This is a genomic window from Gluconobacter sp., from assembly GCF_047722525.1.
Lineage (GTDB): Bacteria > Pseudomonadota > Alphaproteobacteria > Acetobacterales > Acetobacteraceae > Gluconobacter.
This window is the reverse complement of the sequence record NZ_JBDNYY010000003.1, coordinates 32,778-45,702: the sequence shown is the minus strand read 5'-3', so window position 1 is coordinate 45,702 and position 12,925 is coordinate 32,778. Positions and strand designations below refer to the sequence as shown.

Below are 12,925 nucleotides of genomic sequence, written 5' to 3'. Positions count from 1 at the left end.
GATGAGAAACGAAAAGTTACGCCGCATCATCGGACGCAGCCGTATCGCCCGGACGCTGACCTTCGGACTCCAGAACGCTCTTCAGATGCGCCTGCTCTCCGGCCACAAGAACCCGCAGACCCTCTCCAGCCTCCGATACGCCATCCACGGCACAAGATCGCTTCTCAGCGCGGATGAAGCCTTCATCCTGCATGAAATCGCCGCCGCCCAGACAACCCTGCCCGGCGATTTCGCGGAGTTCGGCGTCTATGAAGGCGCTTCGGCTGCCCTGCTCTGTGCCGTGAAAAACGACCACGCCCTGCACCTGTTCGATACGTTCGAGGGCCTCCCCGAAAGCGCCCGCAGCGGAGAAAGCGGCGTCTTCCACAAAGGCCAGTTCATCGGGACCCTGCCCCACGTCCAGCGCAAACTGGTCGGCTGCCGGAACGTCCACTTCCACCCCGGCCTGTTCCCCGACAGCACCACCGGCCTCGAAGACCTGCGCTTCTCATTCGTCCATCTGGACGTGGACCTGCATGACGCCACCCTGGCCGGACTGGAATATTTCTATCCCCGTCTGGTCCCCGGCGGCATCATCCTCACCCACGACTTCTCAATCATCCCCGGCGTCGCCCAGGCATTCCGCACCTTCTTCGCAGACCGCCCCGAACGCATCATCGAGTTCCCGACCACACAGGCCATGATCATCCGTCACCCGGCCTGAACGGCAGGCCCTGCCTCAGTGCAGAACCGCGCAGGCCACCCGGTCCCCCGAGCCACCGATCGGCTGCGTCTGGTAGTCATCAGGCTTGGCATGAATAACCACAGACGCCCCGTCCCCATCCATCAGCGCCGGCAGGCCGCCCGAGCCCTTCAGCGAAACCAGCGTGGAATAAAGCTCCACCGTCGCCGTCCCGTCAGCCCCGACATACAGATTGGGCAGATCCCCCGCGTCATTCGCATCCACGTTCAGCAACCCGTGCACAACCGGCGTCGCCGCATGGACATGCGCGCCCGCACTGGTGAATTTCGGAGCCGCACAGCTCCCCTTTTCATGGAAATGAATTCCATGCCATCCGGGCGTCAGCCCCTGCACCTGCAACCGGAGCAGAACCCCTTTCGGCGCTCCCGTCACGTCCACAATCCCGTGGGAGGCACCATCCGTCCCCTTCAGTTCCCCCGTCACATGATCCGCAGCACAGGCCAGGGAAGGAACGGCCATCACAGAGGCCAGAAGAAGGGTTAGCAATCCGGAACGGCGCATGGGGGAAACTCACAGTCTGAATCAGAAAAGATGATAGCTGTTCTCATCCTAATCCGATCCCGACATGGCAGGGATCAGAGATTCGTGAGCGGCCCCGAAATCAGACGAACAGCCCCGCAATCACCGCACTCATCGCATTGGACAGCGTCCCCGCCACCACCGCCCGCACGGCAAACGACGCCACATCCGTCCGCCGTCGCGGTTCCGCACTGCCAAACGCCCCGATCAGAAGCCCGATCGTGGAGATATTGGCAAATCCGCACAGTGCAAAGGACAGGATCGTAATCGTCCGCGGAGACAGCGCATGGTCATGGATCATCGGCGCCAGGTTCACATAGGCCACGAACTCGTTGAACGCGATCTTCTGTCCCAGCAGCCCCCCGGCGATCGTACACTCGCTCCAGGGTACCCCCAGCAGCCAGGCGAACGGCGCAAACACTGCCCCCAGAATCCGCGCCAGAGACAGCCCGGCCATCCCGAGCAACCCGTTCGCCAGCGCAATCAGCCCCACAAACGCAATCAGGACCGATCCCACCGCCACTGCGATCTTCGCCCCGTTCATCGCCCCGTCCGCGATGGCCTCGAACATGCTGTGATGCCCATGATCCGCCCCCGCGATTTCCGCATTGGACCGCCGTGGCCCCGGAAACAGGATGCGCGAGAACAGAAGCCCCCCCGGTATGGCCATGAACGACGCCGCCAGCAGGTTCTCCATCGGCACGCCGAGCGACGCATATCCCGCCAGCACGGAGCCCGCGATGGACGACGTCCCGCTGCACAGCACCGTCGCCAGCTCCCCTTCGGACATCTCCGCCAGACAGGACTGAAGCGCGATGGGCATCTCGCTCTGCCCCAGAAAAATCGTCAGCACCGCGGCAAACGATTCCAGCGCCGTCGTCCCCAGCACCCGTGACAGCGCCCCGCCAATCAGCTTCGAGAGAAACTGCAACACGCCCCAGTGCTGCAACAGCCCCAGCAGGGCCGCGACATAAACGATTTCCGGCAGCACCTTCAGCGCAAAGACGAAACTGTCATTGCCGAACAGCCCGTCCATCTTCGGCCCCACAAGGCCGCCGAACAGGAACGCACTTCCCACATCGCCGTAAGACAGGACTTTCGTCACCGCATCCGACACCAGATGCAGCCCGTGCGCGCCCGCCGGCACCCACAGCACGCCCACCGCAATCAGCACCTGCAACAGCAGCGCCCGCCCCACCAAAGCCCAGTCAATGGCCCGCCGGTTGGTGGACAGGAGCGCACCCAGAATCAGAAGGCCGGCGATGCCGACAAGGACTCGCAGGATCACGCAGGCAGACTCCTCACCCCGAACAGAACGACCAGACGAAAAAATCGGCACTGGACCCGAAACGATATGAAACTGTCTGGCCTGTCACGTCCTGTCCAGCCCTCCTCTCTCGCCTGAACGCCCTCAAACCGCTAGGATGCAGCAGATTGACAGGGAGAACCCCCATGACCTGCGCCTATGATTTCAGTCTGCCTGGCCTGTCGGGCGAGACGATCGACCTCTCGGCCTGGCGCGGCCGGCCGCTGCTGATCGTCAACACCGCATCGAAATGCGGCTTCACCCCACAATACGAAGACCTCCAGCACGTCTGGTCGCGCTACGGCCGCGACTATCCGGACGGCCTGATGGTCATCGGCGTGCCGTCAAACGATTTCGGCCAGCAGGAACCCGGCTCCTCGGAAGACATCAAGGCGTTCTGCCACCGCAATTACGGCGTGAGCTTCCCCATGACCGCGCGCCAGCACGTCCGCGGCCCCGAAACCACCCCGCTGTTCCGCTGGCTGGACAGACAGGGCGGCTTCCTCGCCCGCCCGCGCTGGAATTTCTACAAATACCTGATCGACCGGGAGGGCAATCTCGCCAACTGGTTCACCCCCCTCGTCAAACCCGCCTCAAACCGGGTCGAGGAAGCGGTCCGCAAGGCCCTGCTCGGTCACTGAACTCCAAGCCGCCCGGCCAGCGCCGCTTCGATCAGCGCAATGTTCCGCAGATCAGCCTTGAACACCGTATCGAACAGATCGCCCGCAAGCGGTACGAGGCCCACCACGGCCTCGATCGCTACATTGCCGAGCATCCGCTGCACGGTCTGGCGATCAACGCCCATCCGGCGCCCTTCCCAGACGATATAAAGCGACAGCGCCGTCCCGATCAGCGCCCCGCCTCCCGGCAGAAGCCCGAGCAGCGTATCCAGCCCCGCCCGCAGCCGCAGTCCGGGAATCCGCGCAGCCGAGTTCAGGAGCCAGGCCAGACGGCGGATCCGCTCCAGCCTCCTGCGGAGTTCAGCAACACTCATGGGCGGGGAAATCATTGAAAAATCAGTCATGGCACCCGCTATCACGCAACAGGGACGTGGAAGTTCGTCTTTTTTCCTTGAACATCCGTATCGAAACCCGCCACAGTTCAGGTCAGAAATGTGACAGGAAGAGATATCATGAAGGACTCACCGCTCCGTCCGCTCCTGCCCCTTCTGGCGGTCGCCGCCCTCGGCGCGCTGACCCCGGCCGTGGCCCATCACGTCACGACATTCCTTGGCCTGTCCGGCATTTTCTGGGCCAGCGCCATGCTGATGCTGGAAGTCACATTGCTCTGCATCGGCCTGGCCGCCGTCCGCCCCGCGATCCGCCAGCCCGCCCGAGCCGAAACACCCCTGCACAGTCGCGAAACGGTCCTGCGCTGAAGCCCATCCGCAACACCGTGTTTTTCCTGTCCCGGAGCATATGTTGCGGCACTGAATGATACGCTAGGATCAGGAAATGCTTCGCAATTTCCTGACAGTCGGCAGCTGGACCATGCTTTCGCGTGTCCTCGGCCTCGTTCGTGACCAGCTTCTCGCCGCGTTCCTTGGTGCCGGCCCCGTTCAGGACGCCTACCTGATCGCGCTTCGCCTGCCCAACATGTTCCGGCGCCTCTTCGGCGAAGGTGCGTTCAACGCCGCCTTCGTCCCGATGTTCACCGAGCGTTATGAGACAAAGGGCCATCAGTCCGCCCTGCGTTTCGCAGGTCAGGCCCTGTCCGGACTGATGCTCTGGCTCGCCCTGCTGACCGTCCTCGCCGAAATTTTCATGCCGCTGGTCGTCAGCTTTATCGGCTCGGGCCTCACCGGCACCCGCTTCGAAACCGCGGTGCACCTGTCGCGAATCACCTTCCCCTACATGCTGCTGATCTGCGGCGCGGCGCTCGTCTCCGGCGTGCTGAACGGCCTCGGCAAGTTCACCGCAGCGGCCGCCGCCTATGTCACCTTCAACATCATCGGCATCGCCGCCATCCTTCTCGGCGCACTGGTCTGGCACAACACCGCCGTTGTCAGCGCCTGGGGTGTGACGCTCTCCGGCGTCGTCCAGCTCGGCGCCCTGTACTGGGCCGCACACCGCGCCGGCATGGCCCCACACCTGACATGGCCGAGCCTATCACCCGACATGCGCGCCCTCCTGCGCCGCATGGGCCCCGGCCTCGTCGGCTCCGGCGTCACCCAGATCAACCTGACCGTAGACACCATCATCGCCACACACCTCCCTGTCGGCACGCCTTCGATCCTGTATTTCGCCGACCGCATCAACCAGCTTCCCCTCGGCGTGCTGGGCTCGGCGGCCGGCACGGCCCTCCTGCCGCTCCTGACACGCCACATCGCCAATAATGACCGCGCTGCCGTCCATTCCAGCGTCAACCGGGCCATTGATTACACGCTTCTCCTGACGCTCCCCGCCATGATCGGCATGATCGTCCTGGCCTCCCCCATCATGGCCGCCCTCTTCAGCTACGGCCATTTCACGGTCGCAGATGCCATCCTCTCGGGACAGTGTCTTCAGGCATACGCGCTCGGCCTGCCCGCCTTCGTCCTCATCAAGGTCCTCTCCCCGGCCTTTTTCGCGGAAGGCGACACCGTCACCCCCGTCCGCATCGGCTTCTTCACACTGGCGCTGAACCTCGTCCTCAACCTTCTGCTCTACCGCCCGCTCGGCCATATCGGGCCGCCGCTGGCCAGCACGATCGCCGCCTTCGTCAACTGCACCCTGCTCGCCGTCATCCTGCACCGCCGCGGCCTCTTTATCGCGGACCCGCTGCTGAAAGGACGCGCCCTGCGCATCGCAGGCGCCGCAGCCCTGATGGCCCTGTGGGTGGCGGCGGGCGAAAAGCTCGCCGCCCCCGGCCTGCCCTACTGGCACGGCGTGTGGCGCCTCGGCATGCTGACGGCCCTGATCGTCTTCGGCATCCTCGCCTACGGCGTCACGCTTGACGCCCTCAGGGTCGTGCGCCTGCGGGACGCCACCGTGGCTTTGCGGACACGCCTGAACCGCCGACGCGCCCGCTGACCCCTCCGCGCCGGTTCACACACCGGCACAGAGACGTTATTTTGCCACACTTTCCCGACGAGACAGCCCGGAGACCGGACCCATCGGCACCTTCATGCCCCTGCCTACCGCCGAAAACGCCAGCCCCGCGATGGCCCAGTGGTTCGACCTCAAACACCAGGAACCCGACGCCCTCCTGTTCTTCCGCATGGGCGATTTCTACGAGCTGTTTTTCTCCGACGCGCAGGCCGCCGCCATGGCGCTCGACATCGCACTCACGGCCCGCGGCACCCATCAGGGCGAGCCGATCCCCATGTGCGGCGTCCCCGTCGCGGCCGCCCCGGCCTACCTCTCCCGCCTGATCCGCCGAGGCTTCCGCGTCGCCGTCGCCGAACAGACGCAGACGCCTCCGAAAAAAGGCGAAAAGCCCCAGAAAGGCCCGCTGTCCCGCGCCATCGTCCGTGTCGTTACCCCCGGCACCCTGACCGAAGACGAACTGCTCGAAGCCGGACGCGCCAACCTGCTCCTCGCCATCGCCCGCAGCCCCGAAAAGCGCACGAAAATGATCGGTGCGGCGTGGATCGACATCTCTACCGGCGCCTTCGAAACCGCCTCGGTCCCCGAATCTGCCCTACCTGAACTGATGGCCCGGCTCGACGCCGCCGAGATCCTCTCCGAACCCGACCTCATCCCCCCCGATTACGCGTCCCGACTGGCCCCCGTCGCCGTCCCGCCCACGCTCGACAGCGCCCGAACCCTCGTCGCCCGCGCCTATGGCGTCGCCCAGATCGACGCGCTCGGGGACTTCCCACCCGAACAGGCCATCGCCTGCGCCATGGCCCTGAACTACGTCCAGCGCAGTCAGGCCGGAGCGCTGCCACGTCTCTCCCGCCCCATCCCGCAGGGCACGGACGGCGTCCTCGGCATTGACCCCGCCACCCGCGCCAGCCTGGACATCCTCCGCACCCGCGACGGCGAGACGAAACACAGCCTCCTCGGCGCCGTCACCCGCACAGCCACGGCGGCAGGCTCCCGCCTTCTCGCCCAGTGGCTGGCCTCTCCGCTGACCGACGCCACCGCGATCACGGATCGCCAGAACGGCTGGCTCTGGCTGCAATCCGTCCCCGGCCTGTCCGGCGCACTCGGCGACATCCTGCGCCGCACGCCAGACCCCGCCCGCGCCTTGGGCCGTATCTCGGCGGGACGAGGCCAGCCCCGCGATCTCGCCGCCATCCGCGACACGCTGATCGCCGCCAACGACATCACCGCCCTGTTCCAGCCCGCCTGCGACCAGAACACCCCCACCCTGATCCGCACCCTCACCGCAGGCCTGTACGGCCGCGCCGACACCCTGCTGGAGCAGCTTCAGGCCGCCGTCGCCGAAACCCTTCCCGCCCGGATCGAGGACGGTGGCTTCATCGCTCCCGGCTACAACACGGAACTGGACCGCTATCGCGGCCTGCGCGACGAAAGCCGCCGCATCATCGCCGCCATGCAGGGCGACCTGTCCGAAAAATTCGGCGTCTCGAACCTGAAGATCAAACACCACGCGCAGCTCGGCTACGTCATCGAAGTCCCGTCCGCCGCCGGCACGAAACTGCGCGACAACCCGGAACTGTCCTTCCGTCAGGGCACGGCCAGCCTCGCCCGCTTCTCCACGGAAGACCTCGCCGGTCTGGACCGCGCCATTCTCGAAGCCGCAGACAAGGCGTCAGCGCTGGAACGCCGCATCTTCGCCGAACTCTGCGCCCGCATCCTGCAAACCCCGGCCCTCGATGAAGTCGCGGAGTTCCTGGCCCTCGCAGACGTCCTGCGCTCCTGCGGCCTGCTCGCGGAAGGCGGCTCATGGTGCCGCCCCACCGTCACGGACGGCACCGAGTTCAGTCTCGTCGCCTGCCGTCACCCGGTCGTCGAAGCCGCACTGGCCGAGTCGGGAAGCGCGGATGCCCGTTTCATCCCCAATGACTGTGCCCTGCCGCCCGAACACCGCGCCATGCTGCTCACGGGTCCGAACATGGCGGGCAAATCCACCTTCCTGCGACAGACCGCGCTTGCCGTGATCCTCGCCCAGGCGGGCCTCCCCGTTCCGGCGAAAGAAGCGCATATCGGCGTGGTAGACCGGCTGTTCTCCCGCGTCGGCGGCGCGGACGACCTCGCCCGGGGCCGCTCCACCTTCATGGTCGAGATGACCGAGACCGCGGCGATTCTCAATCAGGCCGGCCCCAAGTCCCTCGTCGTCGTGGACGAGATCGGCCGCGGCACCGCAACCCTCGACGGACTATCCATTGCCTGGGCCACGCTCGAGGCCCTGCACACCCAACTCGGCTCGCGGACAATCTTTGCAACACATTTCCATGAACTCGGCGCCCTGACCGAATTTCTCCCCCGCCTCGCCCCCTACACGATGGCCGTGAAGGAATGGCGCGGCGAGGTGATCTTCCAGCACGAGGTCCGCCCCGGTGCCGCCCGCAAGAGCTGGGGCCTGCATGTCGCAAAACTGGCGGGAATCCCCCAATCCGTCGTCAATCGCGCCAGCCGTCTCCTGTCCCAGTTCGAGCGCGAACAGGCCGACTCCCGCTCCTCCCTGCCCCTGTTCGAAGCCGTTGCGGAGCCGGAGTCGCCCTCCTCTCCCGAACCCGCACCCGATCCCGTGGCTTCGGCTCTGGAGGACGCGATCAGGGCTCTGAACCCCGATGATCTCTCTCCCCGCGATGCCCTGACTGCGCTATACGATCTGAAACGCCTTGCCACTGGAAACGGCACTTGAAAGAAATCTCTTTCTGGGGCGAAGATCATGCCCTTTCCTTCGCTGACGATACGGATAAGCCCCTGTCTGACCGAACCGCCTCCCCCCCGCGCGACCCGGCCTCCTCCCTGAAGGCTGCCCTGCAGACAGCCGCGGCACAGGGGCTGACAGACCGCGACGATGTCCTCTCCATCCTGCGACGGCATCTGGGCGGCAGCCACGCCACCGTCCGCGAAGAGTTCGAAAAGCGCAGGATCTCCGGGATCGACGCCGCCAGCGCCCTGGCGCATCAGGCCGACGAAATGGTCTGCGCCCTCGCTGACCTCGCCGCCAGCAGTCAGGAAACCCCCGACCCCGCTTCCGCCGGGACGCTCTGCCTCTGCGCCACCGGCGGCTACGGCGCGGGCCTGCTCGCCCCTTTCAGCGACATCGACATCCTCTTCCTGATCTCCGGCGACCCGACCCCGGCCCTGACCGCCCGGATCGAGTTCATCCTCTACGCCCTGTGGGATCTCGGGCTGCGCGTCGGCCATGCCACACGCTCCATCGCCGACTGCATCCGCGACGCCGACACCGACCTCACCATTCGCACCGCCCTGCTGGACCTGCGTTACCTGCACGGCAACCGCACCCTGGCCCGCGACCTGCGCTGTGCCCTGGGGGCCGACCTTCAGAACGACCGGCTGTGCGAGTTCGTCATGGGCAAGATCGGCGAGCGCGAGCAGCGCCATCGCCGCTTCGGCGACAACCCCTACATGGTCGAACCCAACATCAAGGAAGGCCGCGGTGGCCTGCGAGACCTGCAAACCCTGAACTGGATGGGCCGTGCCGCCCTGGGCTGCGCCGTCTCCACGCCCGAGCGCAACGGCAGACCCGCCGAAGCCCCCCTGACCCCGTCCTTCGCCTCCTTCGGCCTGCTGACAGACCGCGAAGCCCACCGCGCCCGCCGCTCGTGGGACTTCCTTTGGACCGTCCGCCTGCACCTGCATTACATCACCGGACGCGCCGAGGAACGCCTGACCTTCGACGTCCAGCCCGTCATCGGCGGCCGCATGGGCTACGCAACCCACGGCCGCCAGCGCGGCGTCGAACGCTTCATGCGGCATTATTTCCTGACCGCCCGCGACGTCATGCGCCTGACCAGCGTGCTGCAACCCGTCGTCCTGATGCACCTTCAGGACCAGACCACCGGCGAACCGCCCAAGGTCGTTCCCGGCCCCGAAGAGTTCCAGACCATCGCGGGCCGCATCTGCCCCATCGAGCCCGTCACCTTCGCGGCCCAGCCCCGCGAGATGTTCCGCCTGCTCGACTGCGGACGCCGCCACGACCTGCCCCTGCACCCCATCGCGATGCAGCAGATCATCCGCAACGAGCGCCACGCCGTCTCCCTGCGTGACGATCCCGAAACCGCGAAAATCTTCCTCGACCTGCTCTGCGAGCCCAGCGCGGACGAAACCAAAGCCGTCCCGTTCTGGCTCCCGATCCTCAACGAGACCGGCCTCCTCGGCCGCCTCCTGCCGGACTGGTCCCGCGTCGTCGGACAGATGCAGTTCGACAGCTATCATATCTATACGGTCGACGAACACATCATCGAAGCCGTCCGCATGATGGGCCAGATCGAAGCCGGACGCATGGCGGACGAGATCCCCCTGGCCTACGCGCTGGCCAGCGACCTCCGCTCCCGCCGCGCGCTCTACGTGGCCGTGCTGCTACACGACATCGGCAAGGGACGCGGCGGCGACCATTCCGAAATCGGCGCCGATCTCGCGCTGACGATCTGCCCGCAGCTCGGCCTCGACCCCGAGGAAACCGACACCGTCTCCTGGCTGGTCCTGCACCATCTCCTGCTGTCCCAGACCGCTTTCACCCGCGACATCGACGACCCCCGCACGATCCTCGACCTCGCCGACACCATCCAGTCCCCCGAACGCCTGCGCCTCCTCCTGCTCCTGACCATCGCCGACATGCGCGCCGTCAGTCCGAAGGTCTGGAACGCGTGGAAAGCCACGCTCCTGCGCGAACTCTTCTCCCGTGTCGCCGAGGTTCTGGAAGGCGGGCTGGCCGCCACCGAACGCGACGGCCGCGTCAACCACGCGCGCGAACTCACCCGGGACGGCCTCACCGGCGCCCTGCCCGACAGCAGCATCGACCGCTTCCTGGACCTCGGCTATCCCAGCTACTGGCTCGGCTTCGACACCGACACCCACATGCGTCACGCCCGCATGGTCCACGACTCGGACCGCTACCGCTCCCCCGTCACGGTCGAAGCCTTCCCCATCCCCGATCGCGGCGTTACCGAACTCACCGTCCTGTGCGCCGACCATCCGGGCCTGTTCTCCCAGATCGCCGGCGCCCTCGCCGTCGCAGGCGCCTCCATCGTGGACGCCCGCATCCACACACTCAGTGACGGCATGGCGCTCGACACGTTCTGGGTGCAGGACGGCGAAGGCTGCTCTTTCGAGGAACCGCACCAGCTCGGCCGCCTCAACCATCTCGTGGAACAGGCGCTTTCGGGCCGTCTCGACATCCGCAAGGGCATCGAGGACGCCAGCCATCACAGCACCTCACGCCGGATGCGCGCGATCCACGTCCCCCCCCGCGTCGTCATCGACAACACGGCCTCGGACCGTCACACCGTCATCGAAGTCAACGGCCGCGACCGCCCCGGCCTGCTGCACGACGTCACCTCCGCCCTCAGCAACGAGTCCCTCCAGATCTCCTCGGCCCACATCACCACCTACGGCATGCGCGCCGTGGACGTGTTCTATGTGCGGGATCTGCTGGGCCTGAAGATCACCGATCCGGTGCGCCTGAGCCGCCTGCGCGAAACCCTGCTCGCCTCTCTTACGAGCCGGCCGGTCGCTGCTCCCGCTCCCATGAGCTGAGCGCAGCTCCCACTTCCCGCAACACGGCCTCCCACCCTCCGGCAACCGCCGTACCGGAGGGTGGCCGGAACTGCCGCACATCCCCGTACCACTCCACATCCTTCCACCGCCAGTCGCCGCCCTCGCGGTTGAGCAGCCATAACGGCCGCCCCAGCGCACCCGCCATATGCGCCACCAGCGTATCCACGCTGATCACAAGCGCGCACCGCCCCACTTCCCGCGCCAGATCCTCAGGCGTCTCAAGCAGCACCCGCTCCATCCAGTCCGGCACGTCCCCCGGCTGAAGCGCCACGAACCGCACCCCCGCCACCGACCGCAACACCTCCAGACACGCCACCGGAACCGACCGCCTGCGATCAAACCGATAGGACGGATTCCCCGACCAGCAGACCCCGATTCGCCCCGCCTCAGGCTTTTCCGCAACAGCCAGATAAGGCCGACGTGACGGCTTATCCTCCAGCCCCAGAACCGCAGGCAGACTCAACAGACCGACCTCCGCCTCCACGGGCCCTTCCGCTGGCAGGATCCGCCCCTGATCCAGCTCCGGCATCACCCCCGCCAGAGCCGCCGTCCTCAAGCGCAGCCGCAGAGGCCGCCGTTTTGCCGCCTCCGTCAGAAACCGCAGGAACTGGACCTCATCCCCCAGCCCCTGCTCCCCGACGACCGCCACCGGCCCCGATCCAGCCGACCCGTCCCATTGCGGAACCTCCGAACCGATTCCCAACAGCACGCGACGGCTCTCGAAATCCCGCCAGCCTTCCGCAAACCGCCCCTGCCCCAGCAGAATGGTCGCCCGGTTGAACCGCGCCCGCGCCGCCTCTTCGCCACCCTCACGCGCCATGATCGCCTGAAAAAGCGCCTCAGCCTCCTCCAGCCGCCCGCCTTCCATCAGGATCGTCCCCAGACTGTTGGCAATCCGCCCGTCCGAAGGCCGAAGTTCCAGAGCCTGCCGCAACGTCTCACATGCCGCCCGAAGATCACCCAGCGCCATCTCCACCAGCCCCAGACTGTTGAGAGTCTCCGCCGTCCGCGCCCCAAGCTCACAGGCCCGCAGCAGAATCCCCCGCGCTTCCCCGAACGCATTGCACGCAAAAAGCGCAGCTCCCAGATTGGCCAGCGCGGCCCCGTCCCGCGGCCTGCGACTCACGACCTGCCGGAACTGTCCGACCGCCTGCTCAGACAACCCCTCATCGAGAAAAAGCGTCCCGAGCCGCGTCCTCACGAAACTGTCATCCGCCGAAAGAGCAGCCGCCTTTTCCAGAGCCTGACAGGCATCCTCCCGGCGCCCCAACCCGACAAAAGCCTCTCCCAGAGCAGCATGTGCCCGAGGATCGGAAGGCTGAAGAATCACGGCCACAGTCAGCGCCGCGCGCCCCGCCTCAGCATGTCCCTGGGCCACCAGCGCAAGCCCCAGCGTGATGTGCATCCGGGCCTTCCGATCCGGAGAAATACCGTTTTTCTGCAGAGCCCGTCCCACCAGCGCGATGGCCGTCGCGTTCTGTCCACGGGCCCGCGCCAGACAGGCCATCCCATGCAGGGCATCCGGCTGCCCCGGCTCCGCAGTCAGGATGGTGCGAAACCCCGCCTCCGCTCCGGCAAGGTCACCCGCACTGAAACGGGCAAAGGCAGCGTCGGTCGGATCAGGGGAAAACAGGGGCATCATCAACTCTTCGTGCTCCGAAAGTTGCAGAAAATCCAGATAGACAGACGTTAACGAAGTTTTCACAATTCTTTGGT

The 12,925-nt window shown here is 66.2% G+C and carries 10 protein-coding genes; 6 read left to right on the top strand and 4 right to left on the bottom strand.

Going from position 1 to position 12,925, the window contains the following annotated elements; genetic code table 11:
- Window position 1: 1 nt before the first annotated feature.
- Window positions 2–703: a TylF/MycF/NovP-related O-methyltransferase gene (locus ABF859_RS03725; protein WP_415526266.1), complete on the top strand. Its 702-nt coding sequence runs from the start codon at window positions 2–4 to the stop codon at window positions 701–703.
- Window positions 704–718: 15 nt separating this feature from the next.
- Here the strand turns inward: ABF859_RS03725 and sodC are convergent, their stop codons facing one another.
- Entirely contained in the window at window positions 719–1,243 is a 525-nt protein-coding gene (gene sodC / locus ABF859_RS03720; RefSeq protein ID WP_415526264.1) for a superoxide dismutase[Cu-Zn], read from the bottom strand.
- Between the two features lie 100 nt (window positions 1,244–1,343).
- A complete protein-coding gene (locus ABF859_RS03715) occupies window positions 1,344–2,549 on the bottom strand; it encodes a NupC/NupG family nucleoside CNT transporter (RefSeq protein ID WP_415526262.1) in 1,206 nt (401 codons plus the stop codon).
- Between the two features lie 164 nt (window positions 2,550–2,713).
- Between ABF859_RS03715 and ABF859_RS03710 the strand changes: the two genes are divergently transcribed.
- Window positions 2,714–3,208: a glutathione peroxidase gene (locus ABF859_RS03710; RefSeq protein WP_415526260.1), complete on the top strand. Its 495-nt coding sequence runs from the start codon at window positions 2,714–2,716 to the stop codon at window positions 3,206–3,208.
- Here ABF859_RS03710 and ABF859_RS03705 read toward each other — a convergent pair.
- Entirely contained in the window at window positions 3,202–3,591 is a 390-nt protein-coding gene (locus ABF859_RS03705; protein ID WP_415526258.1) for a DUF4112 domain-containing protein, read from the bottom strand. The genes ABF859_RS03710 and ABF859_RS03705 overlap by 7 nt on opposite strands.
- A 108-nt stretch (window positions 3,592–3,699) precedes the next feature.
- Here ABF859_RS03705 and ABF859_RS03700 point away from each other — a divergent pair, with 108 nt between their 5' ends.
- From ABF859_RS03700 to ABF859_RS03685, 4 genes are all read left to right on the top strand, one after another.
- A complete protein-coding gene (locus ABF859_RS03700; RefSeq protein WP_415526256.1) occupies window positions 3,700–3,945 on the top strand; it encodes a hypothetical protein in 246 nt (81 codons plus the stop codon).
- A 76-nt stretch (window positions 3,946–4,021) separates the two neighbouring features.
- Window positions 4,022–5,578, top strand: a complete 1,557-nt coding sequence (gene murJ, locus ABF859_RS03695) for a murein biosynthesis integral membrane protein MurJ (protein WP_415526254.1) — start codon at window positions 4,022–4,024, stop codon at window positions 5,576–5,578.
- Between the two features lie 94 nt (window positions 5,579–5,672).
- The gene (mutS, locus tag ABF859_RS03690) at window positions 5,673–8,324 is read left to right on the top strand and encodes a DNA mismatch repair protein MutS (protein ID WP_415526252.1); all 2,652 of its coding nucleotides are present in this window, start codon (window positions 5,673–5,675) and stop codon (window positions 8,322–8,324) included.
- On the top strand, window positions 8,321–11,188 hold the full coding sequence (locus tag ABF859_RS03685) for a [protein-PII] uridylyltransferase (RefSeq protein WP_415526250.1): 2,868 nt from the start codon (window positions 8,321–8,323) through the stop codon (window positions 11,186–11,188). Before mutS ends, ABF859_RS03685 begins: the two co-directional genes overlap by 4 nt.
- Here ABF859_RS03685 and ABF859_RS03680 read toward each other — a convergent pair.
- Window positions 11,148–12,851 carry a tetratricopeptide repeat protein gene (locus ABF859_RS03680; RefSeq protein ID WP_415526248.1) on the bottom strand — a complete coding sequence of 568 codons (1,704 nt, stop codon included), beginning with the start codon at window positions 12,849–12,851 and terminating at the stop codon, window positions 11,148–11,150. The genes ABF859_RS03685 and ABF859_RS03680 overlap by 41 nt on opposite strands.
- Between the last annotated feature and the right edge of the window lie 74 nt (window positions 12,852–12,925).

Excerpts from the sequence above, each read along its gene's own strand:
- ABF859_RS03725 (WP_415526266.1), top strand. The coding sequence starts at position 2 with ATGAGAAACGAAAAGTTACGCCGCATCATCGGACGCAGCCGTATCGCC.
- sodC (WP_415526264.1), bottom strand. The coding sequence starts at position 1,243 with ATGCGCCGTTCCGGATTGCTAACCCTTCTTCTGGCCTCTGTGATGGCC.
- ABF859_RS03710 (WP_415526260.1), top strand. The coding sequence starts at position 2,714 with ATGACCTGCGCCTATGATTTCAGTCTGCCTGGCCTGTCGGGCGAGACG.
- ABF859_RS03705 (WP_415526258.1), bottom strand. The coding sequence starts at position 3,591 with ATGACTGATTTTTCAATGATTTCCCCGCCCATGAGTGTTGCTGAACTC.
- ABF859_RS03700 (WP_415526256.1), top strand. The coding sequence starts at position 3,700 with ATGAAGGACTCACCGCTCCGTCCGCTCCTGCCCCTTCTGGCGGTCGCC.
- murJ (WP_415526254.1), top strand. The coding sequence starts at position 4,022 with ATGCTTCGCAATTTCCTGACAGTCGGCAGCTGGACCATGCTTTCGCGT.
- mutS (WP_415526252.1), top strand. The coding sequence starts at position 5,673 with ATGCCCCTGCCTACCGCCGAAAACGCCAGCCCCGCGATGGCCCAGTGG.
- ABF859_RS03680 (WP_415526248.1), bottom strand. The coding sequence starts at position 12,851 with ATGATGCCCCTGTTTTCCCCTGATCCGACCGACGCTGCCTTTGCCCGT.